We start from the raw sequence: 21,678 nt of genomic DNA, 5'->3' as shown, positions 1-21,678 counted from the left end.
TTAAGCCCCTCCATTCTTGGTCATGTATCTCATCAAGGTTTCCTGCGAAGCCTGCTCTCTGCTAACTTCTCCGGTGAGCCGTCCCGCGCTCATGACATAAATCCGGTCGCAGATCCCTATAATCTCCGGCAGCTCCGAGGAAATGACAAGCACGCCCTTGCCCTCATCCGCCAGCTGATTAATGATCGCGTAAATCTCGTATTTGGCCCCAACGTCAATCCCCCGCGTCGGCTCATCCAGAATTAGAATGTCCGGCTCGGCATATATCCATTTACTCAAGACAACCTTCTGCTGGTTCCCCCCGCTGAGGTTTCCCGTCTTCTGGAGAATGTTCGGCGTTTTGATTTTCAGCTTCTTCCGCATATCCTCCGCCACGAGGATTTCTTCCCTTTCATCAATGACCATGTTCTTTGCCAGCTTGGACAGTCCGGTCAGCGAGATGTTGCGTTTGATATCGTCCATGAGGATCAGCCCGTATTCCTTGCGGTCCTCGGTAACGTAAGCAAAGCCGTTTTCTATCGCCTCGGTAATAGATTGATTCCGGATTTCCTTCCCGTCTTTGCGCAATGTTCCTGTAATATTCCTGCCGTATGCCTTACCGAAAACACTCATCGCAAGCTCGGTCCGGCCGGAACCCATCAGCCCGGCAATGCCCACGATTTCCCCCCGGCGGATATTCATATTAACTTTATCAATTACTTTGCGGCTTGCTTGCTGCTCGTGATACACCGTCCAATCCTTGATCTCCAGAATGACTTCCCCGATCTTTGGTGTCCGCTCCGGATAGCGGTTCGTCAAATCCCGGCCGACCATGCCGCGGATGATCCGGTCCTCGTTCACCTCGCCGCCTCTCATATCGAGCGTTTCGATGGTCTGACCATCGCGCAGAATCGTAATGGAATCCGATACCTTTGACACCTCGTTCAATTTATGGGAGATCAGGATGCAGGAGATTCCCTGCTTCTTGAATTCCAGCATCAGCTCAAGCAGGTTCTCGCTGTCGTCCTCGTTGAGCGCCGCCGTCGGTTCGTCCAGAATAAGCAGCTTCACCTTCTTCGATAAGGCCTTCGCGATTTCGACGAGCTGCTGCTTGCCGACGCCAATGCTGCCGACCTGCGTGTTCGGGTTTTCGCTGAGTCCCACCTTATCCAGCAGCTCTTTAGCTCCGATCATCGTCTCGTTCCAGTTCATGATGCCCTTCTCGGCGCGCTCGTTCCCCAAGTAAATGTTCTCGGCAATCGACAGATACGGGATCAACGCAAGCTCCTGATGGATGATGACGATGCCCAGGTCTTCACTTTGCTTAATATTTTTGAATTGGCAGACGCTGCCTTTGAACAAAATATCTCCCTCATACGAGCCGTGTGGATACACCCCGCTCAGCACTTTCATCAGCGTGGATTTGCCCGCTCCGTTCTCCCCGCACAGGGAGTGGATTTCGCCTTCGCGAACTTTCAGATTCACGTTATCCAGCGCCTTCACCCCGGGAAACGCTTTCGTAATATTCCGCATTTCAAGAATATACTCTGACATCTGGCTTCACCTTCCTATCGTTTCGTGTTCGCTGCCTAAAGACTATTTCAATCCGATTTCTTCCTTGGAATAATAGCCCGTCTCCACAACCTCTTTCTCCACGTTGGAAGCATCAACGGATACGGGAGGGAGCAGATAGGCTGGCACGACCTTGATGCCGTTATCGTACGATTCGGTATCGTTGACCTCGGCCTCTTCTCCCTTCAGCACGCTCTCCGCCATCTTAACCGCTTGTTCGGCGAGCTGGCGTGTGTCTTTGAACACCGTCTGTGTTTGCTCTCCAGCCACGATCGATTTAATGGAAGCTAGCTCAGCATCCTGACCCGTGATGATCGGCAGCGGCTTGGCCGCCGTCCCGTAGCCTACGCCCTTGAGTGAAGAGATGATGCCAATGCTGATCCCGTCGTAGGGCGACAGCACCGCATCCAAATTTTCGCTCGAATAGTTGGCACTGATCAGGTTATCCATCCGCGACTGGGCCAAAGCCCCATCCCAGCGCAGGGTCGCAATCTGGGCCATCGTGGTCTGCTTGCTCCGAACCACAAGCTTGCCTGAATCCATGTAAGGCTTCAGCACGGACATCGCGCCGTCATAGAAGAAGTAAGCATTATTATCGTCCGGCGATCCGCCGAACAGCTCGATATTGTACGCCCCCTTCCCTTCCTTCAGGCCAAGCTTCTCTTCAATATAAGATGCTTGCTGAACACCGACCTGGAAATTGTCGAAGGTGGCATAATAACTTAAATGCTCGGTATTTCGAATTAACCGGTCATAAGCGATAACCTTAATTCCCTGATCATGAGCCTTCTTGATTACGTCTGTCAGCGTATTGCCGTCAATGGAAGCAATGACGATGACGTCGACCCCCTTCGTAATCATGTTCTCGATTTGGGAAATCTGGTTTTCAATCACGTCCTCGGCGAATTGAAGATCGGTTTTATATCCCTTTTCCTGAAAAAGCCGCTCCATGTTCTTTCCGTCAGCCACCCAGCGTTCGGATGATTTCGTTGGCATCGCAAGGCCGACGTATCCCTTCTCAGCATCGCCGGTTTGGCTTTCGGCGAGGTTGCAGGCCGTCAGGGCCAAGAGCAGCACCGCGATCAGCAATCCTGGCAATCCTCTCTTCATCGGTAGTTCCCCTTTCCGAAAAATGGAATCGAGAGCGCTTACAACCGAAGGTTCGAAAAGCCTCTCTGTACTAAAAAGGATACATCCCATCAGGTGGAGGGGTCTTTCCACGAAAACAACCTTTTTTATAATTTTCATACTTTTGTTGTTTGGGATTCGCGCGAGTGTGCATGGCTGCTTAACGTTCCGGCTCCGTACACAGCATGTCTCAAGCGGTTGTCTGCATAAAAAAAGCCTCTGTTTAGTTGGTTATCCCAACAAAACAGAGACTCTCGCCTTCACTCAACCGCTTACTCTTCCAGAACCGTCGCCCCTTTGCGGTACCGGTTCGGCGATACCCCCATCACCTTCTTAAAAGCCGTGCTGAAATAATGCTGGCTGTCATACCCTACCCGCTCCGCGATGTCCAGGATGCTAAGCTCGGTGGAGTTGAGCAGCTGGATCGCTTTCTGAATCCTCGTCTGGGTCATGAGCGTGATAAAAGACGTGCCCAGTTCTTTCTTTAGCGTCCGGCTCAGATAGACGGGCGAAACCTGCAGGGCCTGGGCAAAAGATTCCAGCGTCAGCTCCCGAACGGCATACTGTTCCTGGATGAGCTGACGAGCCCGCCGTACCAGCGGAGAGAGCTGCGCCTCCTTGAACACCCCTTCCCGGCAAGCCTCATAGGCTGCTGCAACCGCGCCGTCCGCTTCTTCCGAAACAGGCTCCAGATGTACATTCACGGCCAGCTTTAAGTACTTCTGGATCAGCTGCTCGGCATCGGCCGCAATGTTCGAATCCGCTACTCCCCAGCAGCAGATGCCGATCCAACCGGTGTGATCCCGGAACAAAACGCAGGGCGCGGGATGAAACAGCTCGGCGATTATATTTTCCATCGCGAACAGATACAGCTGCCGGTCGCTTTCCTTCATCAAAGGCTGCGGAGCCGTCATCTCCGTCCATCTGGCGATGCCGATCCGTGATGGACGGCAAGGCGGCAGTCCCAGAAATTCCAGCTGATCGAGTGCCTCCTGCTCATCCAACAGGCCATGCATCCATTCGAGGCAGAACCGTTCCCGCAGAAGCGGAATGTTCTTCTCGATTTGCTCGGACGCCTTCTTAAGGTAGTTCTCCTGGATTTGATGGTCGTTCAACTCATCCCGAACGCTGCTGAGCACCTGGATCAGGTGATCCGCATTCACCGGTTTCAATATATAATCCTTAACCCCAAGCCGGATCGCTTCCTGCGCATAAGCAAATTCGTCATGACCGGTAATAATGACGAACCGGCATTCGGGACGTTCTTCCTTCATCCGCTTCATGAGCCCGATGCCGTCCAGGAACGGCATATTCATATCGACCAGCATTATGTCAATCGGTTGGCTGAGCGCAAGCTCCAGCGCCTCTTCGCCATCCTCCGCTTCGGCAGCCACTTCCATGCCGAGTGCCTCCCAGTCGACTGCATCCCGAATGCCCTCGCGGATAATCGGCTCATCGTCGGCAATCAAGACTTGATACGCTCTCCTCATAACCTGTCTCTCCCATCATGATCGGAGGACGAAGGAACGGCATGCACCAGCGGGTGCGTAATCACTACCGTGGTTCCCTCGTTCTCTGTACTGTCAATCGTGATTCCGTACTCATCGCCGAACGTTAACTTGATACGTGCCTGCACATTCAGCATGCCGTAGCTTCGGTTTCCGCCCAGCCCTTCTCCCGGGGTCGCCTCCATGGCCGTTACCGGGTCGGCCAGCTGTTTGCGAAGCGCCTCCAGCCGATCAGAAGACATGCCGGCCCCATTATCCTGGACGCTAAGCAGAAGAACATCTCCGTTCACCTGGGCTTTGATGACAATTCCCCCAGGCCCTCTACGGGCCTTAATGCCATGGTATATCGCGTTTTCCACGATCGGCTGCAGTAAGAGCTTCAACACATACAATTTCTCAGCCTCAGGCGAAAGCTCCATCTCGACCTGCAGCCTGTCGCGGTAACGCGTTTTCTGTATTTGCAGGTAACTGCTGATATGCGTCCATTCGTCGGACATGGGAATGATATCATCCCCTTTGCTGAGCCCGATCCGAAACAGCCGCGACAAGGATTCCACCAGATCCGATACATCGTCCGCCCCTTTCTTGCGGGCCATCCAATGAATCGTATCCAGTGTGTTGTACAGAAAATGCGGCTTAATGTGAGCCTGCAGGCTGCGCAGCTCCGCTTCACGCTTCTGCCTCTCCCGCAGCTCGCTCAGCTTCATCAACTTGCGAATCTGCAGAAGCATGCGGTTAAAGCTGCGGCCAAGCATACCCACCTCATCCTGCCGGTTTCCCCAGTAACGGGTCGTCAAATCCCCGGATTCGGCTTTTTGCATGAAGGACATGAGTTGCCAGATCGGTCTGGATATTGACTGTGAAAGCGTATAGGATGCAGCAACCCCAAACAAGCACACCACAAACAAGAAACAAATCATATAAAAACGAATCTCCCGGACCTCATACACCGATTCGCTGGTTGGAAATACGCCGATCGTACGCCAGCCGGTAAAGGAGGAGGTGCCGTATATCAATTGCAGACGCTCCCCGTTCACCTCGCGGATCAAGGCGCCGCTGTCCTCTTCCGGAAACCACGAGGGGGGAATGGACGGAATGATGGAATCCTCCGGAGCATAGATGCTGGAGCCGCCGGCCTCTGCCACCATCAAATATCCGCTCTTTCCAAGCGTGACATCCCGGACCGCTCTTGCGACTGCCCGCAGCTTCAAATCGATCAATACCGCACCGGTTACTTCCCTCGTATCCGGATCCACAATCGAGCGAACGACCGATACCAGTTCCTCGTTGCCGTAATGAACATGGGTGGTGACATTACGCTCTGCCGGGTGGCCAAGCACGGTAAAAATCCCTTCATTTAAAACAGCCTCGCGGTACCATTCTTCCTCCGTCAAACTTGCCGGACTGCGTGCGTACATTTCGTTACTGATATACTCTCCCTCGCGATTGACCAGAAGAATAGAGGCGATTTCCGGGTACAGCGTCGTGAAGCCTTGAAGGTACCGCTTAATCTCGTAATTCTCCGCATTGTCCTGCTTGACCGAGGACGTTCGTAGGCCGGAATTACCCGTATCTTCGGTTCCAACGGCTGGCTTGTCCCCTTGAATTTCCCCATTCAGAAATCGTTCCGTGCGCGGGTCAAATCCGATCAAATACGTAATGTTCTGGAGATTCTCCATATCATTGTCCAGGGTCTGATTGACCTTTCCGATCAATTGAATCGTGTTCGAGGTTACCTGCTGATCCACAATGCGGTTAACCGTCCAATTGACGAGGACACCCAGCGCGATTGAGGGCAGGATGCCAACCATGAGGAACAAAATGACCAGCTTGTATCTCAGCGGCAAATCCCCGAACCGCAGCCACCGCGAGATGCCTTCGCGCCAGGATTCCGCTCTGTTTCTATTTTGCATAATAATCATTCACATTCTCTCGGGTCACAATGGAAATCCCGGTGTCCACCCTTGTTGGAAGCGGAGACACGTCATTGCCGAGCGTCGGGGCCGGTACGGTAAGACCATGATGCAGATGAAACAAATACTGCAAGGACCAATAGCCCATATTCCACGTCCCCTGGGCGATCGTTGCCGCGATGGTTCCATCGGATATCCGGTCCAGCGTCCCTTTATTCGTATCGAATCCGATGATGGTAATCCGGTTTGCTTTATCCGCGCCGATCACGGCATCCGCCACGCCCATTCCGCCGCTGGCCTCCGTTACGAAGATCCCTTTGAGATCCGGGTGCTTGTCCAGCATGTCGGCAGCAGCCTCTTTGGCAACGAGGGTATCCCCTTTGCCTTCCCTGATCTCCACCACGGACATGCCCGGATATCGCTGCTCTAAAGTGTCCCTGAAGCCTTCGGAACGGTCATCATGATTCTGCTGCCCGGGCTGGGTAACAATCCCGATCTCCCCTTCCCGGCCGAGAAGCTGCGCCATTTTGTCTGCGGCCGCAACGCCAGCATTGTAATTGTTGGTTGCCAGGAACGAATAGGCCTTACTGTCAGGCGCATCCGCATCGAACAGCACGACGGGGATCCCGGCTTCCACGGCTTTATTAATCGTCGACGTCAGCGCTTTGGAATCGATGGCCGACAAGGCGATACCGGAAGGCTTTTTGGCAATCACTTGTTCCAGAACAGTGATCTGTTCCTCCACGTCGTATTGTGTAGAGCCGCGATAATCGACAGTTACGCCCAGCGCATCCCCTCCATCCTCGAAGCCCTTCAGAATATTTTTCCAGTATTCCATGCCGGATTGAAAAGTCACCATGACATAATTCTCACCCATGCTGCCATGCAGGCCGCCCTCCTCCCAGGCGGAAGAACGCTTGTCCTCCAGCCTGTACATGAAGACATAGGTGAGAAAAGCCAATAGAAGCGCACCATACACCAGCATCATCTTCTTCATGAATAAGTCCCCCGATCCTTGATCCTTCGTTCGCCATCTTCAGCTGCAATCGGTTACATAACGTATAATGAATATACTGCAATTCTTTGAAAAAGATCAAACCCTTGCTAAAATTTGGCTATGACCGGCAACAAAAAACAGACCGTCCACAGTTAAAACTAACCACGTTGCAGCCTGTTTCTGATATGTTAATGTTATTTTTGTAGGTTGAATTTCAATGCCTTATGTAGCCCGCTTAGCCGGATAAATGCTGATACCATGCATAAATAAACTCACCACGTGACTCGCAAGATCCTCAGGAGTCCGCTTGCCTGTCAGAAGCTGCTGGGAGGTCAGTCTTTCAATAACACCGACCAGGCACTCCGCGACGATATGCATATCGGAATCACCGTCAAAATACCCGTCCCGCTGCTCAGCCTTCAGATTTTGCTCAATCATGGCTGCCATTTCCGACTTTACGATCACCGCGTCATCCCCAATAAAAAAACCGATTTGCGTCAGATCCGGGTCTTTCCCAAGAAACGCGAACAACCCTGTCAGCACGCTCTGCAAACGGCCGGTCACATGATCCTCATCGATTCCGCTCTCCAATCTGCTGCCCTCGAGCAGGATCTTGAGCTCAGCTCGAAATTTCTCCACCAGCTCCTTGAACACGGCTTCTTTGCTCTCAAAATACAAATAGAATGACGGCTGCGTCAATCCAGCCCGAGAAACGATGGTGCTGATCTTGGTCTGATGGTATCCTGACTTTGCAAATTCATTAGCAGCGACAATCAGTAGTCTAGCCCGGCTTTCTTGTCCGTTCGCACCCTTCTTACGCAAAGCTATCCAACCTCCGAATCTACTCATGATGTATGTAAGTTACCGTCCATTATACTCTATATCGGAAAGTTGCTGCTACAGATAAAGTCCAGTCATAACATGCACGAGACTTTACATCGCCACAAGAACGTTATAACGTAAAAGGATAACGATGTTTATCGTTACAGCCAAGAAGGAGATAAATAACATGCAGAAACATACCCAATCCAACTCGGTGGATATAACCGAGTCACATAACTCGCAAGACCCGTCTTCCACACGCGTGCTTATTGTCACGGCGGTCGATGCTGAAAAAGAAGCCGTGCAGCGCGGGCTTAACCATGCTCACGGATTTGATGTCATCGCGGGTGGAGTCGGCCCAGCGGCAACAGCTGCTGCGACTGCCCGCCAGTTGGTTCAGGGCACCTATGATTGGGTTATCAGCGCAGGTATTGCCGGAGGATTTGCCGGTCGTGCTGAAGTTAGTTCCATCGTCATTGCGGACACCATCATTGCCGCTGATCTCGGTTCCGAAACCGAAGACGGCTTCAGCAGCGTCCAGGAGCTCGGCTTCGGAACGGATCGGGTACAGGCAGATCCAGATTCTGCCCGCAAACTCGCGAAGGCCTTACAACATGCTGGTGTTCCCGTAACCCTTGGGCCTGTGCTGACGGTCTCCACCACGACGGGAACAGCCGCAACGGCTGCACGTCTCCTCCATCGGGTACCGGACGCTGCAGCCGAGGCGATGGAGGGCTTCGGCGTGGCCACCGCTGCCGCTGCAGTCGGTGTGCCCGTGCTCGAAATCCGGTCCATTTCCAATCAGGTCGGTCCGCGGGACCGCAGTGCATGGAAGATCAAGGAGGCGCTGCAGGCGCTTGAGACCGCAAGTTCATTACTACCGGAGGTGTTACGATGAAAATCGCTTTTTCCCCTTGCCCCAACGACACATTTGTATTTCATGCCTGGGTTCACGGACGGATTCCAGGCGCCCCCAAGCTGGATGTATCCTATGCGGATATCGATATCACCAATCACTGGGCGGCCGAAGATCGAGAACATGATATCTTAAAAATATCCTATGCCGCGCTGCCCTGGGTGCTGGATGAATATGCCCTTCTGCCCTGCGGAGGAGCACTTGGCCGCGGATGCGGGCCGCTCGTTCTGACAGCGGACAAGCTGACGGATGGTAAAACTCCTGACAGCCCTGCGGATTTGTCCGGCCGGCGGGTAGCCGTTCCAAGCGAGCGCTCCACGGCTTATCTGTTGTTCCGTCTGTGGGCCGCACAGAACGTACCCGGAGGGCTTGGCGAAATCGTGGTGATGCCGTTCGATCAGATTATGCCGGCTGTCCGGGATGGAGCGATTGATGCCGGGCTTGTCATTCACGAAGCACGGTTCACCTACTCGTCTTATGGATTGAAGATGATGACGGATCTGGGCAGCTGGTGGGAGTCCGATACCAATCTGCCTATTCCTCTGGGAGCGATTGTGGCCCGCAGGTCGCTGGATCTGGCAAGCATCTCGAACTGGATCCGCTCCTCAGTCGAATATGCCTGGAAACATCCCGAGGAATCTCGGGCCTATGTCCTCCATCACGCTCAGGAAATGGACCCGGATGTCGCCGATGCTCACATCGACCTTTACGTCAATCCATTTACCGCGGAGCTGGGCGAGGACGGCTATGCCGCGATTTCAGCCCTGCTGAACCGTGCAGCCGATGAAGGGCTTGTGCCGAGGATCGATCCTGCGCTGCTGAAGCGTCCGTAATACGGCAGCCTAAACGGTTTCACTGAAAGCTTATATTTTCTGTATTCATAAGAGGAGCACCAAGAACCCGACAACCGGGTCTCCTGGACGTTCCTCTTTTTCATTGTCCCCCATGAATGGTTCTTGTCGTACACTCCTGTTCAGTACTCATTCTCATTCCTCGATATAAAATCATGCAATTGCTGATAAATTCCGATAATCTCATCCATGGGCATTCTCACCAGTCCGCTGGAAGAAGGAGCTACAAACTCACGCACGCCGTCAATGACGGAGTCCGGCTGAATTCCCCAATCCGCCTTGGCTTTGCCGCTGAATTCGGTATACACGCCCTTGCCGACAAAGCAGGCAACCTCCGGTCTGTACTTGGCCAGCTTCTCGCGCAGCGTCTCTCTACCGAGCCTGTACTCTTCGCGGGTTATGTCTTCGGCCCCCCTTGTGGGCCTGGCTACAATATTGGTAAATCCGTACCCTAGCTTAAGCAATTCTCCATCCTCAGCGGCTTCATACAAGCGCGGGGTCAAACCGGATTTATGCAGAATCCTCCAAAAATTGTTGCGAGGGTTCGCATAATGATGACCGACCTCCCCGGACCGCAAACTCGGATTAAAACCGATAAATACAAGAGTCAATCCATAATCCAGATGATCGCTGACTTCATCCATTCTGCTTCCTCCTCTCATCATCTAAATCTGGGTTCCCTTGAGCTTAATGAGAGCTTGATGCGGCAGCGCTGTTGTTGCGTTTGCGTATCTGGTGAATGCCCATCACGACGGCAACAAGCTCCCAGTCACCAAGAACGTCGCTCTCATTCTGCAGCTGATAGGCTCCGGCTTGAAGCCAGCCGCTAATGCGGGAAAAAGAGGCGATGACCCCTCCGGCATCATCCGTTATTTCATACTCATTGGAAAAAGCAGGCGAAGTGATCTCATATACGCCCCGCGATCCCGCATCGTATTCGAATTTTTTCGTAAAAAAGCTCATCCGCATGCGCAGCAGGCCCAGTTCTTCCCCATTGCCGCCAGTAATATTCCATTTGTTCGAGAAGAATCGAAACGACCCGCTGCATACCGGATCTCCAGAAGCGTTATATACGTCCAGCGAGGAGCCGAAAGCGCTCTTCAAATCCAGACTTCCTATGACACTGCCTTCCCTATCCATAATATCTGTTATACCCGAGCTGAAAAAGTTATCCTTAAAATATAAATGCATAGGACTTCTCCCCTTCCTCGATTCCTGCATACCTGTTATTCATACAACGATTTGCAGATTAAATTGTTTCAATTTTTTTGCGGGAAATTCGGGAACCGATCCGTTATTTGATTGTCTAATATTCGAGGTGATGTTATTGGAGTACCTTAAATCTATGGTGGCCGTGAATGATGCAAGCACCGTGCTGAGTGATTGGATGGAGTCCTTCGGCCAGGACGTATGGAACTATGCATTCTTCCTAACGAAACGCAAAGATGCGGCTGACGATATCAGCCAGGACGTGTTCTTGAGAGCATTTAAGCACTGGAATGATTTTCAGGGCCGAAGCTCTGTCAAAACATGGCTGTTAACCATCACCCGCAATCTTTCCCTGAACTATCTCAAGTCTTCCTATATGACGAGGGTATCTTTAACCGGCTGGATCACTTCCAAGCAGACGGAACCCTCCGCTGAAAAAGAGTTTATGGATGCTGCTGCCGTCTCGCAGATTTGGAAGTACGTGTTGGAACTGCCGCCCAAATACCGGGAGGTGTTGATCCTTGAATCCCATTACCAGCTGCCGCGAAAAGAAATAGCGGAACTGCTCGGCATATCCGAAGGAACAATCAAATCCAGACTGCACCGGGCTCGAGCCCGAATGGAAATGATGTTGAAAGGAGAGGATGTCCAGTGAAGACCGAACAAGAGCTGCAGCCCGATTGGATTCAAGAACTCGCTTCTTCTCCATTTAACGAGCCGATGTTCACCGAAGAGATGAAATCCAGTGTATTAAACAACGCTGCTAATGGCTCTGTAAGAATGGGCAGAAAAAAACGGAGGTCTCCAACACGTCTGCGTATTACGACCGCAAGTGTGTTCATGCTTCTTCTAATCGTGGCGGCATGGGGATGGCGTGAATCACCCGTGATTCAACAGCTGATCCCGATCAAGGGTTGGGGAAATGCTGCCGATTGGGCTCCCCGCAGCGTGTACACGGAGGATGGCGTAGATAAACTTCAGGCATTTCCGGGCGGGGATTATGCCGCAGGCTCTCCGGCCGGCGCCGTATGGTTTCTTCAATTGCCTATTCAAGAACTTGAAGGCAAGCATATTCGTATATTAGCCACTCACCGAGATACTGGAATGATATTGGAGGAGCTTCCTGAGACAAGAATTACCAGAGACATGGCTTACGATAAATCAACCCGCGTTGTCTCCCGCTTTGGCATACCACTGGCAGGTTTATGGCGTTTCGACGTGATGGTGGATCAGCAGAAATACGGCGATATCGTGGTCGATGTGCCGGACAGCAGCTGGGAGCCGAGTCCGAGTTTCGTTTCGGCTGCTTCTGAAGACCCGGTGGAGGCGATGCTTTCCTCAAAATATCCTCCCACTGAAATGACAGGCATCGAAGGGCGTCTCGGCTTTATTGATCCGGGCTTTATCGCTGGGCAACCCAACAAATATATGTGGCACTTCTGGGGTCGTGACGAGGAATTGAAGGGTGACTTGCACATAACGGCGGTAAAAAGAAACACGACCGAGATCATTGATGTATTTAAAACTCGTATCAGTCCTTATCCTCATAACGGTGCCGATGCAGCGATACCAACCTCCATGTCGCTGCCCTCGCCAGGACTATGGCGCATTATGGTCTCCATTAACGGTCAGCTGTTCGGCAGCGTCGTTGTGGAGGTCGATAAACCAAAAATTTAGCGATGTCCCAAAATATATGAGCTACTGACCATGAATTCAAACACGACTCATGCCACTTCCTCGTTCTCTAATTGAGGAAGCCGCTACCTTGACCAAACCGTTGAAATGAGACCTATGGATAAAACAAGGCTGCCCCGGTCTGTAGGCATCTACAGAATCGGGGCAGCCTTGTTCATGAGGAATATCGTCATTTCAATTCCTCTTATATCATCTGCCAAACAGCATTATTTCGCGTTCAATGCTTCCTTCGGAACTTCGATCTTGCTGATTTCGTTATGCTTCGAGTAGGTGCTCTTCATTTTCATATCCAAGGATACCTTCTGACCTTCGGCTTCCATTGCCATCACCATGTCCAAATCGGTTGTTGCAGGCAGGTAAGATTCCTTCTGTACGCCATAAATAATATGGATGCTCTTGATATCCATTTGATCCATCATGGCTTCCATCTGCGGATCGTTGCCTGCTTGGCTCATCATGGACTTGGCAAGCTCCTTCAGATTGTCGCCGGAGACATCCGCCGTCAGGACGTATGTGTCTCCGTCCTCCGTAACTTTGAAGTCCTTAGCGAGGGTCTTGAACTGCTCCACCTGCTGCTCCGGACTCGCACTGCTTGGATCCAGGCTATCGCGGATCTCCTGCTCCGATTCCTTCGGAACCTGCATCCATTGACCATCCATGAGCATGTAAATACCATCTTCCGTTATATACTGCTTCATCTCGACCTTGCCTTCCGGAGAATCCATCACGACGTTCTGCATCATCTCCACCGGCTCGAGCGTAAGTTCCGAGTCAAGCGACATATTAACATCCTGCTCCTGCTTCTCTTCGCCTTCAACCACGATATGCTGTTTAACATCGGCTTTCATCGCAAAGCTCTTCAAATTCTGGGAAGCTTCAGCCGATTTCTGAAGAAGCTCGTCAGCAGTCGGAAGAGCATCCTCCTTCGGTTCTTCTTTAGCTGGCGTCTCTGTCGAAGGAGTCGTCCCTTGTTCTGTTGCTGGCGGCGTTGCGGCGTCGTCTGCTGCTTTGTTGTCCTTGCCGCATGCTGTCATACTCATAACCAAAATTGCCCCTAGTAATGCTGCTGTCCACTTCTTCAATCGAATGTCCTCCTAAAATATGTATTCCGAGTTACTTCCCCATTCTATACGATTTGTAACATCGATTGATCAAAATTTCCGAAAAAGGTACACTAGACCTATTCTTTGTCAGGGAGCGTGCTCGATTGGAAAACATTCTGATTACCGGATATCGGGCCCACGAGCTCGGTAATTACAATAACAAACACCAAGGCATACCTTATATACGTAAGGCGATTGCCAATCGCCTGGTTCCACTGCTTGAGGAAGGCCTCCAGTGGGTCATCACGCCAGGACAATATGGCGTGGACCTATGGGCCATCGAAGCGGCCATCGAACTAAAGTCCCAATATCCCAACCTGAAATGCTCCATTCTGACGGCCTACCAGAATCCCGAGGAGCAATGGAACGACGATAAAAAAGCTTATTTTCAGGAAGTGATGAAGGGGGTAGACTTCTATGCACCCGTCAGCAAGGGCCCTTATCAGGGGCCGTGGCAGTTTACGGCCAGGGATGATCTGCTTCTCCGCAAGACCGATGGTATTTTGCTCGTGTATGACGAAGATAACGGCGAAGCCAGCCCCAAGTTCATCAAAGAGCGTGCCCTGAAGAAGCAGGCAGCCGACGGCTACCGCTTTATCAGCATCGGATCGGAGGAGATACAGGCTGTTGCAGACGAGGAGAACATGTCGCAGGACTTTTACTAGGCTCGCTGCTCCCCGGTTATCACTTCGATCCTCCAGAGGAGCTGTTATGTTCCCAACTGGATCGCTCGAGGAATTCCGGCTGGCGAATCTCCCCAACTGGAGCATGCCACATTTCACAAAGATCAATGAAAAGAGCAGGCGTATTAACTAAAATGGACCTGTGGCAATATGACACATGAGAAGCGGTGGAGCATGCGAATTAACAAATACATAAGCGAAACGGGATATTGTTCGCGCAGAGAAACCAACCGATTGATTGCAGCCGGACGCATTACGATCAATGGCAAGGTGTGTGAAAAAGGGGCGGACGTTGAGCTGCACGATATCGTGTTGATAGATGGAAAGAAAATTCCTCGTAACGATAGCGAAGCGGTTTACCTGGCTCTCAATAAACCCATCGGTATTGTCTGTACGGCAGCTGAGCATGTGGCGGGAAACATTGTTCAGTTTATTAACTATCCATCGCGCATTTTTGCCATCGGGAGGTTGGATAAAGCCTCTGAGGGGTTGATTTTACTCACGAACGACGGAGATATTGTGAACAAAATGATGCGTTCGGAGCATAATCATGAGAAAGAATACGTGGTGACCGTGGACAAACCCGTTACGGACGAATTTATGCAAGCGATGTCTCAAGGCGTTGAAATCCTGGACGTCATAACCAAACCATGCAAGGTTTACAGGCAAAGCGAAGATGTATTTCGTATTATTTTGACACAGGGCCTTAATCTGCAAATCCGCAGAATGTGTAAAGCCTTGGGGTACAGAGTCCTGAAGCTGGAGCGTGTTCGGATTATGAATATTACACTGGATCAGCTGGAACGGGGGGAGTGGAGGCATTTGAAGGAAACGGAACTACATCAGCTCCTGTTCATGTTGAACTAGGCGAAGGCGTAACCAACATAAAAAGCCATTTTTCAGCTTTGCCCACGGCGGCCGAGCGAAAACACCGCTAAGGTTTACGTCAAACCTTGGTATCGTGTCAAATTTATGAAAAATGGCTCTGCATGCTGTAAAACTTGTTATCGCTATGCCAGCAAATAATCGTCAATGCTGGTATACGCATAACCATGAGCCGCCGCAACCGCTTCATAGGTTACTTTACCGTCAATGACATTAATGCCCTTGGCAAGCGCTTTATCATGACGAGCGGCAGAGCGGAGCCCTTTACTTGCTATTCTCAACCCATACGGTGCTGTTACATTGGTCAGTGCCATGGTGGAGGTTCTGGCTACGGCGCCCGGCATGTTGGCTACGGCATAATGAATAACCCCATGCTTTTCATAAGTCGGATTATCATGCGTGGTGATCCGGTCGATCGTCTCGATCGAGCCTCCTTGGTCAATTGCCACATCCACGATGACCGATCCCGGGCTCATCTCTTTTACCATCTCTTCCGTTACGAGGCGAGGAGCCCTTGCACCGGGGATCAACACCGCACCCACGACAAGGTCGGCGGACTTCACCGTTTCCGCAATATGATACGGATCGGACATAATCGTTTTGACCCGCCCTTGGAAAAGATCATCCAGTTGACGAAGTCGGCCGGGATTAATATCAAGGATGCTGACGTCCGCACCGAGACCCAGCGCAATTCTTGCCGCATTGGTGCCAACGATGCCGCCGCCGATAACGGCAACCTTACCCGGTGCGACCCCAGGTACGCCGCTTAGAAGGACACCCTTGCCGCCATGTGCTTTTTCCAGGAAATGCGCCCCGATTTGGATGGACATTCTTCCTGCCACTTCACTCATCGGTGTCAGAAGCGGCAAGCTGCCATCCGTTAATTGTATCGTTTCATAAGCAACGGCACTCACCTTACGGTCGACCAGTGCTTTGGTCAGTTCCGGCTCGGGGGCCAAGTGCAGATACGTGTATAGGATCATATCCTCTTGAAAGTATTCATACTCCTCTTGCAGGGGTTCCTTCACCTTCACAACCATCTCGGCTTTCCACGCTTCGGCAGCCGAAGCAACCACCTTGGCTCCAGCCGCTCTATAAGCTTCATCCGTAAATCCGATCCCAAGGCCTGCCCCGGATTGAACAAGCACTTCGTGCCCGGCATTCCTGAAACTGACGACCGTACCCGGCGTCATGCCTACACGGCTCTCGTTATTTTTGATTTCTTTGGGAACCCCAATGATCATCCCCATGCCTCCTTAATGGTGAGCTTTGCCTATCTAATTGAATTGTAACCATTTTCACCCAAACTGTGTACCTGTCTAAGGTATGGGATTGTCCATCCGAATTTATATCTATGTATCCGTAGTATATGCAGGTGAAAGATGAACTGCATGCAGAAAAAAACACTTCTGGCAGAGGGATTATAACGGATTTTTGTCCGTTATATCATCCTCGCCAAAGTGTTTGTATAATACGCATTCATGAAACCATAAGTATTTCTGTTGTTTGACACCTTCGTTAATGCGCAATCAGCTTAACGTTTTTTCGCGATCCTTCCCTTTGTCGGATTCACCTGCGTTTTTGTTCGCCTTCTCCCGGTCGAGCTGCATCTCCTCCACCGTCTTCACCTTGAGTCTCGCTGCTCCTTCATACGGACGGGTGGGTATCAGATTGTCAGATGTTAGCCGTGCCTTCGCTTCGGCGATCGAAGCCGCGTACTGAGGAAGCCAGGCTTCACCGGCGACCAGCATTTCATCGACCAGCTGCCAAATTTCCTTCGGATTACATACCGCACCGACCAGCGGATCCATCATAAATGCCTGACGAAGCAGCTTGTCATCTCCGTGAACCGCCGCTTCAACCGCTAGCCGTTGCACGGATATGCTTGCATTGCACACCGCAGCCGGCCCTAACGGCAAATTCCCTACATGCGGCATGGAAATGCCGTTGCGGTCCACGTAACCCGGCGCCTCAATGATTGCATCATCCGGCAGATTGGAGATAATGCCCTGATTCACCACATTAAAATGACCCCGGTATACCCGGCCGGTTTCCAAACCTTCAATAATGTAGGAGCCATGCTCCTCTCCTCGTTGCTCGGACGTGTACTCCATAGCCGGATCTTTCATCCAGTTCGGGAAATCGGTCTCGAACCAGTTGCGTCCCTCGGTACAGACTCGCAAATATCCGCCCGTCTCTCCGTTTATCCAGCTGCTGAGGTCGATCCACTCCGTAATTTCCTCCGGCCGTTTACGGTACCAAGGAACATATTCGCTTAGATGGCCGTTGGACTCGGTGCTGTAATACCCAAAACGTCGCAGCATATCGATGCGAACCTTCTCAGTCCTGCTGTACTCCGGATGCCGTTCGAACGCATCCAGCAGTCCAGCCGTCAAATCCTTGCCTTGATGTGAGGCTTGAATATACCAAGTCTGATGGTTGATTCCGGCACAGACAATATCGACCTCATGTTTCTTTAGACCGTACACCTCGGCGATTTGGTGATGCCCATGCTGCACGCCGTGACATAAACCAATCGTCCGCACGCCGCCATACTGATTGCATGCCCATGTCAGCATAGCCATCGGGTTCGAATAGTTCAGCAGCAGTGCATCAGGCGCGCTCACCTCGCGAATATCCCGGCAAATGTTCAGCATCTCGGGGATTCCCCGCTGGCCGTACATAATGCCGCCTGCACAGAGCGTGTCGCCTACGCACTGATCGATGCCGTATTTCAGCGGAATGTCCACATCCGTGCGAAACGCCTCCAATCCACCCACGCGAATGGTGCAGATGACATATTTGGCATCCTGCAGGGCTTGCCGTCGATCCGTGGTGGACTGAATCGCAATCGACAGCCCGTTCTCGATAATGTCCCGCTGACACAATTCCGTGACCATATCCAGGTTATGCTGGCTGATGTCGGTGAAAGCGACCTCGATATCCCTAAACTCCGGTACAGTCAACAAGTCACGCAGAATTCCCCGGGTAAAGCCGATGCTTCCCGCTCCGATAAAAGCAACCTTAAATGACATTCTATCCACTCCCTAGCTGCAAATTAGATTGTAGTTATTGTAGCAATCAAGTGGTAGAAAGCGTTATCAAAATTATGACCTCTTGAACTCCTCCGAGTCAAAAATCCTCACTTCTTATCTGCTCCGGCTTCCTGATCACCGTATTTCCAGGCATTGCGGTCCTTCCGCAGCCGATATTCCACCGGCGTGGTTTCCGTATACTTCTTGAACAACATATGAAAATACTGCCTGCTGCCAACACCCACATAATCCGATATTTCATGGATGGGGATATCCGTCTGCTCCAGCAGCATTTTGGCCTTTTCCATTCGAATCATGGTGAGATACTCGGTTATTGTTCTGCCGGTCCCTCTGCGGAATACTCGATGCAAGTAGCCGGGATGCAGATTCACCTCAGCGGCAACGTCTTTCACCTGAATATTACGGTCATAGTTCTGATGCAAGAAATCGACGCTTCGTTTAATGTAGAACTCGCTCTGCTGCACTTCACTGCGTTCCCTTTCATCATACAGCCGGGCGATGCATACAAGCAGCTGAATAAACAGCATATGCGTCATCATTCTGCCCTCAGTCCCTCTTTGATCGAGTTCAAGGACGAGGCTCCTTAACACCGGATATACCTCCTCTTGATCTACTAATACCAAGTAGGGAAACGGCCGATTCAGTAGAAAAGACACCTCTTGCTCCTCACCGGCAATCTGTCTGAGAGAAAGCGTCCTTCCTTCAGTTTCCATAAACCCGAATTCCACATTCAGCATACGGCAGGAGACCGCCTGCTCAACGATTAACCGATGCGGGACATCGGCATCCAGTACCATAAACTCCCCTTTTTTCAGCGTGAGACTCTTTTCCGTATCGCCTACCTTCACGTCAATCCGGCATACCCCTGAGATCATATACATAATTTCGGTTGAATCATGCTGGTGGTAAGGCATTTCATAATTTATCCACTGCTTATAGTAATAGGCGTAAAAGCGCGGGACGTAATCCCCTTCTTCCAACATCTGCTGAAATAAGCTGCCATTCACACGTTTTCCTCCTTTGTCCAAGCAGTACGGAGTTCCAATTCATAACAAAAACATCTATCAACGTCCTTACAAAAAACAGACCGTGGTTAGAAGTAGTTTTTCTTGCGATAGCAGGCCGCCAATGCCTTTCATGAAAAAAAGCCTGGCCCTTAGGCCAAGCTTATCATCAATATGCCAGTGGTGCTACGAGATTTTGAAGGCCGATACGGTATGGTTCAGCTCTTCGGCAAGCTCGGCAAGCGATTGTGCCGTTGCAGCCGCTTCCTCGCTTGTAGCCGCTGTTTCCTCCGTCGACGAAGATATCGTTTCAATGGCGGTTGCCACCTCGGCAGCCTGGGCTGCCTGCTCCTCGCTGGCGGCTGCAATATCCATCACTTTGCCCGCCGATTCATTCACCATGCTTGTAATGTAGGCAAAGGCTTCCCCGGCTTTTTCCGTGTGGATGACGCCTTGATTCACCGCCTCCACGCTATCGGCCGTATTCTTCTGCATGCCTTTGATGATATCGGCAATCTGCTTCGTGGCCCCTCCACTGCGTTCGGCCAGCTTACGCACTTCATCCGCCACCACGGCGAAGCCTCTTCCTTGATCGCCGGCCCGAGCAGCCTCGATCGTCGCATTAAGGGCAAGCAGGTTGGTCTGCTTGGCGATATCGTCGATGACCTCGATGATCTCACCGATCCGCTGGGAGTCCGCTTCGAGTTTGGCAACCTGCTCCCGTACCCGGTTCATGCCTTCCACCGACTGCTGGACGATGCCGCTGCCTTCCGTTGCAATGCCGGAGGTCTGATTTACAAGCTCGGATGCTGCCGAGGCGTCGCTTGCAACGGAATTGATGGCATTCGACCATTCATGGAACAATTCACTGACGGTCTGCACGGATTCAGCCTGACTGCTGCTCCCAACGGCCAGTTCCTCGGCACCAGCTGACAGCTGCTGTGAAGCGGCGGCTACCGATGATGCGTTCATGTTTACTCTGCCGATCATCTCCCGCATGCTCTCCAGCAGCTGCGCGAACACTCGGGACAATGTGCCGATTTCATCTGCCCTGCGAAGATAAGCCGCAGGAACCTCCTGCGTGAAGTCTCCCTTCGACATGAACTCGCCGATGGAAACGGAAACACCCAGTGGCTTCACGATGGACCTTGTTAACAGGACTACGACAGCTGCCATAGCTACTAAGGTGACCACGCCTGCCGCTATGATGGAGATGATCAGTGCATCCGACTTGGCCGTAATCTCATCCATCGGGATAATGATAGCGGCAGACCATGGCGTTTCGGTCAATCCGGTCTTAATCGGCGTATACAGCTTGTACAGCTCGGCATCTTCCTCGGTATAAACGTCCCCTTCCCGAATCGCATCCAGTATAAGAGGAACCGTCTTGCCAGGATATGCCTTCTCAAGCGTCTGCCCCATCAATCCGTCCTCCGGGGACGTTACGATCACGCCCGTATTCGAATAGATATGAGCATAACCCGTATCGAACAATCGGAATTGTTCCATTATGCTTTGCAAATGTGCCAGGGAAATATCGACGCCAACCACGCCGACGGTCTTTCCGTTATCGATAATTGGAACAACGAGCGATGTCATCATGACATCTTCGTTACCTACTTTGAAGACGTACGGATCCATAATGATTTCCTTGCCGCTGTTCTTCGCCAGGAGATAGAAGTCACCTTCCCCTTCGTGCTCATAATCCTCGATGACGGAACGTTCCAGTCCGGATTCCGTTCTTGCCCAGTAGGACATCATTCGGCCCGTATGGTCACTGCCCTGTTTGTTTCTGTATTCGTTATCCTGGCCATCAAAGGCATCCGGCTCCCATAAAGTCCAAATCCCTTTCCACGACGGGTTGTCCTCCAGGTTTCTTCTTAATATTTCATTAACGGCTGCTCGATTCGTTGTGTCGCTCTCCTTCATTCCAACAAAGCTTACAGCCAATGTACGTGCGGAGTTCATGACATCGTCAAGCTCTGCTTGAACCAGAGCGCCGATCTTTTCACTCGTCGTCACCGCAAGCGTCTTGGCCGAATCCAGAGCCTCCTCCGTTGTAGTCATACTGATATAAGTCATCATGCTCGTTAAAAATATCGTGATTGCTCCCAAAATAATAAGCAGCATGCGACTCTGGAGTTTCATTGCAAACAGAGATTTCAAAGACTTCCATCGTTTCATTATGAGTCACCCTCGCTTCTTCCGGCTGTTAAATTCATTCCATTCTTCTTCAAGCTGCGCCAAAACCTCCTCAATCTCTTCCGGTGACAAGAGGTCATCGACACCATATTCAAATAGGTCCTTTGTCATGCCGCAAGTAACCACCCTTCCTACTAACAGACTATATCCATCCA

General features: G+C 51.5%; 20 protein-coding genes. 6 read left to right on the top strand and 14 right to left on the bottom strand.

All coding sequences use genetic code 11. From position 1 onward, the window contains the following. From mmsA to AC0VZ8_RS07245, 6 genes are all read right to left on the bottom strand, one after another. A complete protein-coding gene (gene mmsA / locus AC0VZ8_RS07270) occupies positions 1-1,533 on the bottom strand; it encodes a multiple monosaccharide ABC transporter ATP-binding protein (RefSeq protein WP_071223522.1) in 1,533 nt (510 codons plus the stop codon). A gap of 42 nt (positions 1,534-1,575) precedes the next feature. After that, positions 1,576-2,661 carry a multiple monosaccharide ABC transporter substrate-binding protein gene (gene chvE, locus AC0VZ8_RS07265; RefSeq protein WP_475486512.1) on the bottom strand — a complete coding sequence of 362 codons (1,086 nt, stop codon included), beginning with the start codon at positions 2,659-2,661 and terminating at the stop codon, positions 1,576-1,578. A 290-nt stretch (positions 2,662-2,951) separates the two neighbouring features. After that, on the bottom strand, positions 2,952-4,169 hold the full coding sequence (locus tag AC0VZ8_RS07260) for a response regulator transcription factor (protein ID WP_475486511.1): 1,218 nt from the start codon (positions 4,167-4,169) through the stop codon (positions 2,952-2,954). After that, positions 4,166-6,109, bottom strand: coding sequence for a cache domain-containing sensor histidine kinase (locus AC0VZ8_RS07255; protein ID WP_475486510.1), 1,944 nt, complete (start codon positions 6,107-6,109; stop codon positions 4,166-4,168). The genes AC0VZ8_RS07260 and AC0VZ8_RS07255 overlap by 4 nt, the downstream gene beginning before the upstream one ends. Continuing rightward, positions 6,090-7,097, bottom strand: coding sequence for a substrate-binding domain-containing protein (locus AC0VZ8_RS07250; RefSeq protein ID WP_071223525.1), 1,008 nt, complete (start codon positions 7,095-7,097; stop codon positions 6,090-6,092). The genes AC0VZ8_RS07255 and AC0VZ8_RS07250 overlap by 20 nt, the downstream gene beginning before the upstream one ends. A gap of 222 nt (positions 7,098-7,319) precedes the next feature. After that, complete coding sequence (locus tag AC0VZ8_RS07245) at positions 7,320-7,919, bottom strand: TetR/AcrR family transcriptional regulator (protein ID WP_071223526.1); 600 nt, start codon at positions 7,917-7,919, stop codon at positions 7,320-7,322. Positions 7,920-8,106: 187 nt separating this feature from the next. On the opposite strand from AC0VZ8_RS07245, the gene AC0VZ8_RS07240 reads away from it, so the two are divergent. Further along, entirely contained in the window at positions 8,107-8,817 is a 711-nt protein-coding gene (locus AC0VZ8_RS07240) for a futalosine hydrolase (protein WP_475486509.1), read from the top strand. Next, the gene (locus AC0VZ8_RS07235; RefSeq protein ID WP_475486508.1) at positions 8,814-9,668 is read left to right on the top strand and encodes a 1,4-dihydroxy-6-naphthoate synthase; all 855 of its coding nucleotides are present in this window, start codon (positions 8,814-8,816) and stop codon (positions 9,666-9,668) included. Before AC0VZ8_RS07240 ends, AC0VZ8_RS07235 begins: the two co-directional genes overlap by 4 nt. Positions 9,669-9,808: 140 nt before the next feature. On the opposite strand, the gene AC0VZ8_RS07230 is transcribed toward AC0VZ8_RS07235, so the two are convergent. Further along, the gene (locus AC0VZ8_RS07230) at positions 9,809-10,330 is read right to left on the bottom strand and encodes a mismatch-specific DNA-glycosylase (protein ID WP_083397760.1); all 522 of its coding nucleotides are present in this window, start codon (positions 10,328-10,330) and stop codon (positions 9,809-9,811) included. Between the two features lie 43 nt (positions 10,331-10,373). Beyond that, positions 10,374-10,877 carry an LURP-one-related family protein gene (locus AC0VZ8_RS07225; protein WP_071223530.1) on the bottom strand — a complete coding sequence of 168 codons (504 nt, stop codon included), beginning with the start codon at positions 10,875-10,877 and terminating at the stop codon, positions 10,374-10,376. A 154-nt stretch (positions 10,878-11,031) separates the two neighbouring features. Here AC0VZ8_RS07225 and AC0VZ8_RS07220 point away from each other — a divergent pair, with 154 nt between their 5' ends. Beyond that, positions 11,032-11,550 (top strand): RNA polymerase sigma factor, encoded by a 519-nt coding sequence (locus tag AC0VZ8_RS07220; protein WP_475486507.1) that lies wholly within the window; start codon positions 11,032-11,034, stop codon positions 11,548-11,550. Then, positions 11,547-12,572: a DUF4871 domain-containing protein gene (locus AC0VZ8_RS07215; protein ID WP_475486506.1), complete on the top strand. Its 1,026-nt coding sequence runs from the start codon at positions 11,547-11,549 to the stop codon at positions 12,570-12,572. The genes AC0VZ8_RS07220 and AC0VZ8_RS07215 overlap by 4 nt, the downstream gene beginning before the upstream one ends. A gap of 224 nt (positions 12,573-12,796) precedes the next feature. Here AC0VZ8_RS07215 and AC0VZ8_RS07210 read toward each other — a convergent pair whose 3' ends face one another. Then, positions 12,797-13,672, bottom strand: a complete 876-nt coding sequence (locus tag AC0VZ8_RS07210; protein ID WP_194541376.1) for a DUF6612 family protein — start codon at positions 13,670-13,672, stop codon at positions 12,797-12,799. Positions 13,673-13,797: 125 nt separating this feature from the next. Between AC0VZ8_RS07210 and AC0VZ8_RS07205 the strand changes: the two genes are divergently transcribed. Together AC0VZ8_RS07205 and AC0VZ8_RS07200 are read left to right on the top strand one after the other, a co-directional pair. Continuing rightward, on the top strand, positions 13,798-14,358 hold the full coding sequence (locus tag AC0VZ8_RS07205; protein ID WP_475486505.1) for an SLOG family protein: 561 nt from the start codon (positions 13,798-13,800) through the stop codon (positions 14,356-14,358). 192 nt (positions 14,359-14,550) lie between these two features. Continuing rightward, on the top strand, positions 14,551-15,243 hold the full coding sequence (locus AC0VZ8_RS07200; RefSeq protein WP_475486504.1) for a pseudouridine synthase: 693 nt from the start codon (positions 14,551-14,553) through the stop codon (positions 15,241-15,243). Positions 15,244-15,386: 143 nt separating this feature from the next. Here the strand turns inward: AC0VZ8_RS07200 and ald are convergent, their stop codons facing one another. The 5 genes from ald to AC0VZ8_RS07175 form a co-directional block, all read right to left on the bottom strand. Further along, positions 15,387-16,505, bottom strand: coding sequence for an alanine dehydrogenase (gene ald / locus AC0VZ8_RS07195; RefSeq protein WP_475486503.1), 1,119 nt, complete (start codon positions 16,503-16,505; stop codon positions 15,387-15,389). Positions 16,506-16,790: 285 nt separating this feature from the next. Further along, on the bottom strand, positions 16,791-18,296 hold the full coding sequence (gene melA, locus AC0VZ8_RS07190) for an alpha-galactosidase (RefSeq protein WP_475486502.1): 1,506 nt from the start codon (positions 18,294-18,296) through the stop codon (positions 16,791-16,793). Positions 18,297-18,403: 107 nt separating this feature from the next. After that, positions 18,404-19,324 carry an AraC family transcriptional regulator gene (locus AC0VZ8_RS07185; RefSeq protein ID WP_475486501.1) on the bottom strand — a complete coding sequence of 307 codons (921 nt, stop codon included), beginning with the start codon at positions 19,322-19,324 and terminating at the stop codon, positions 18,404-18,406. Between the two features lie 183 nt (positions 19,325-19,507). Beyond that, positions 19,508-21,505 carry a methyl-accepting chemotaxis protein gene (locus AC0VZ8_RS07180; RefSeq protein WP_260066961.1) on the bottom strand — a complete coding sequence of 666 codons (1,998 nt, stop codon included), beginning with the start codon at positions 21,503-21,505 and terminating at the stop codon, positions 19,508-19,510. Positions 21,506-21,511: 6 nt separating this feature from the next. Beyond that, the gene (locus tag AC0VZ8_RS07175) at positions 21,512-21,634 is read right to left on the bottom strand and encodes a hypothetical protein (RefSeq protein WP_256720554.1); all 123 of its coding nucleotides are present in this window, start codon (positions 21,632-21,634) and stop codon (positions 21,512-21,514) included. Positions 21,635-21,678 lie beyond the last annotated feature (44 nt).

The sequence above is a fragment of the Paenibacillus sp. QJM3NY_38 genome, from assembly GCF_056173265.1.
The sequence above is the reverse complement of the archived record's forward strand: the minus strand, read 5'-3'. Positions and strand labels throughout refer to the sequence as shown.

Bases quoted from the DNA above. Each gene is read 5' to 3' on its own strand.
- mmsA (WP_071223522.1), bottom strand. From the start codon at position 1,533: ATGTCAGAGTATATTCTTGAAATGCGGAATATTACGAAAGCGTTTCCC.
- chvE (WP_475486512.1), bottom strand. From the start codon at position 2,661: ATGAAGAGAGGATTGCCAGGATTGCTGATCGCGGTGCTGCTCTTGGCC.
- AC0VZ8_RS07260 (WP_475486511.1), bottom strand. From the start codon at position 4,169: ATGAGGAGAGCGTATCAAGTCTTGATTGCCGACGATGAGCCGATTATC.
- AC0VZ8_RS07255 (WP_475486510.1), bottom strand. From the start codon at position 6,109: ATGATTATTATGCAAAATAGAAACAGAGCGGAATCCTGGCGCGAAGGC.
- AC0VZ8_RS07250 (WP_071223525.1), bottom strand. From the start codon at position 7,097: ATGAAGAAGATGATGCTGGTGTATGGTGCGCTTCTATTGGCTTTTCTC.
- AC0VZ8_RS07240 (WP_475486509.1), top strand. From the start codon at position 8,107: ATGCAGAAACATACCCAATCCAACTCGGTGGATATAACCGAGTCACAT.
- AC0VZ8_RS07235 (WP_475486508.1), top strand. From the start codon at position 8,814: ATGAAAATCGCTTTTTCCCCTTGCCCCAACGACACATTTGTATTTCAT.
- AC0VZ8_RS07230 (WP_083397760.1), bottom strand. From the start codon at position 10,330: ATGGATGAAGTCAGCGATCATCTGGATTATGGATTGACTCTTGTATTT.
- AC0VZ8_RS07225 (WP_071223530.1), bottom strand. From the start codon at position 10,877: ATGCATTTATATTTTAAGGATAACTTTTTCAGCTCGGGTATAACAGAT.
- AC0VZ8_RS07220 (WP_475486507.1), top strand. From the start codon at position 11,032: ATGGTGGCCGTGAATGATGCAAGCACCGTGCTGAGTGATTGGATGGAG.
- AC0VZ8_RS07200 (WP_475486504.1), top strand. From the start codon at position 14,551: ATGCGAATTAACAAATACATAAGCGAAACGGGATATTGTTCGCGCAGA.
- ald (WP_475486503.1), bottom strand. From the start codon at position 16,505: ATGATCATTGGGGTTCCCAAAGAAATCAAAAATAACGAGAGCCGTGTA.
- melA (WP_475486502.1), bottom strand. From the start codon at position 18,296: ATGTCATTTAAGGTTGCTTTTATCGGAGCGGGAAGCATCGGCTTTACC.
- AC0VZ8_RS07180 (WP_260066961.1), bottom strand. From the start codon at position 21,505: ATGAAACGATGGAAGTCTTTGAAATCTCTGTTTGCAATGAAACTCCAG.
- AC0VZ8_RS07175 (WP_256720554.1), bottom strand. From the start codon at position 21,634: ATGACAAAGGACCTATTTGAATATGGTGTCGATGACCTCTTGTCACCG.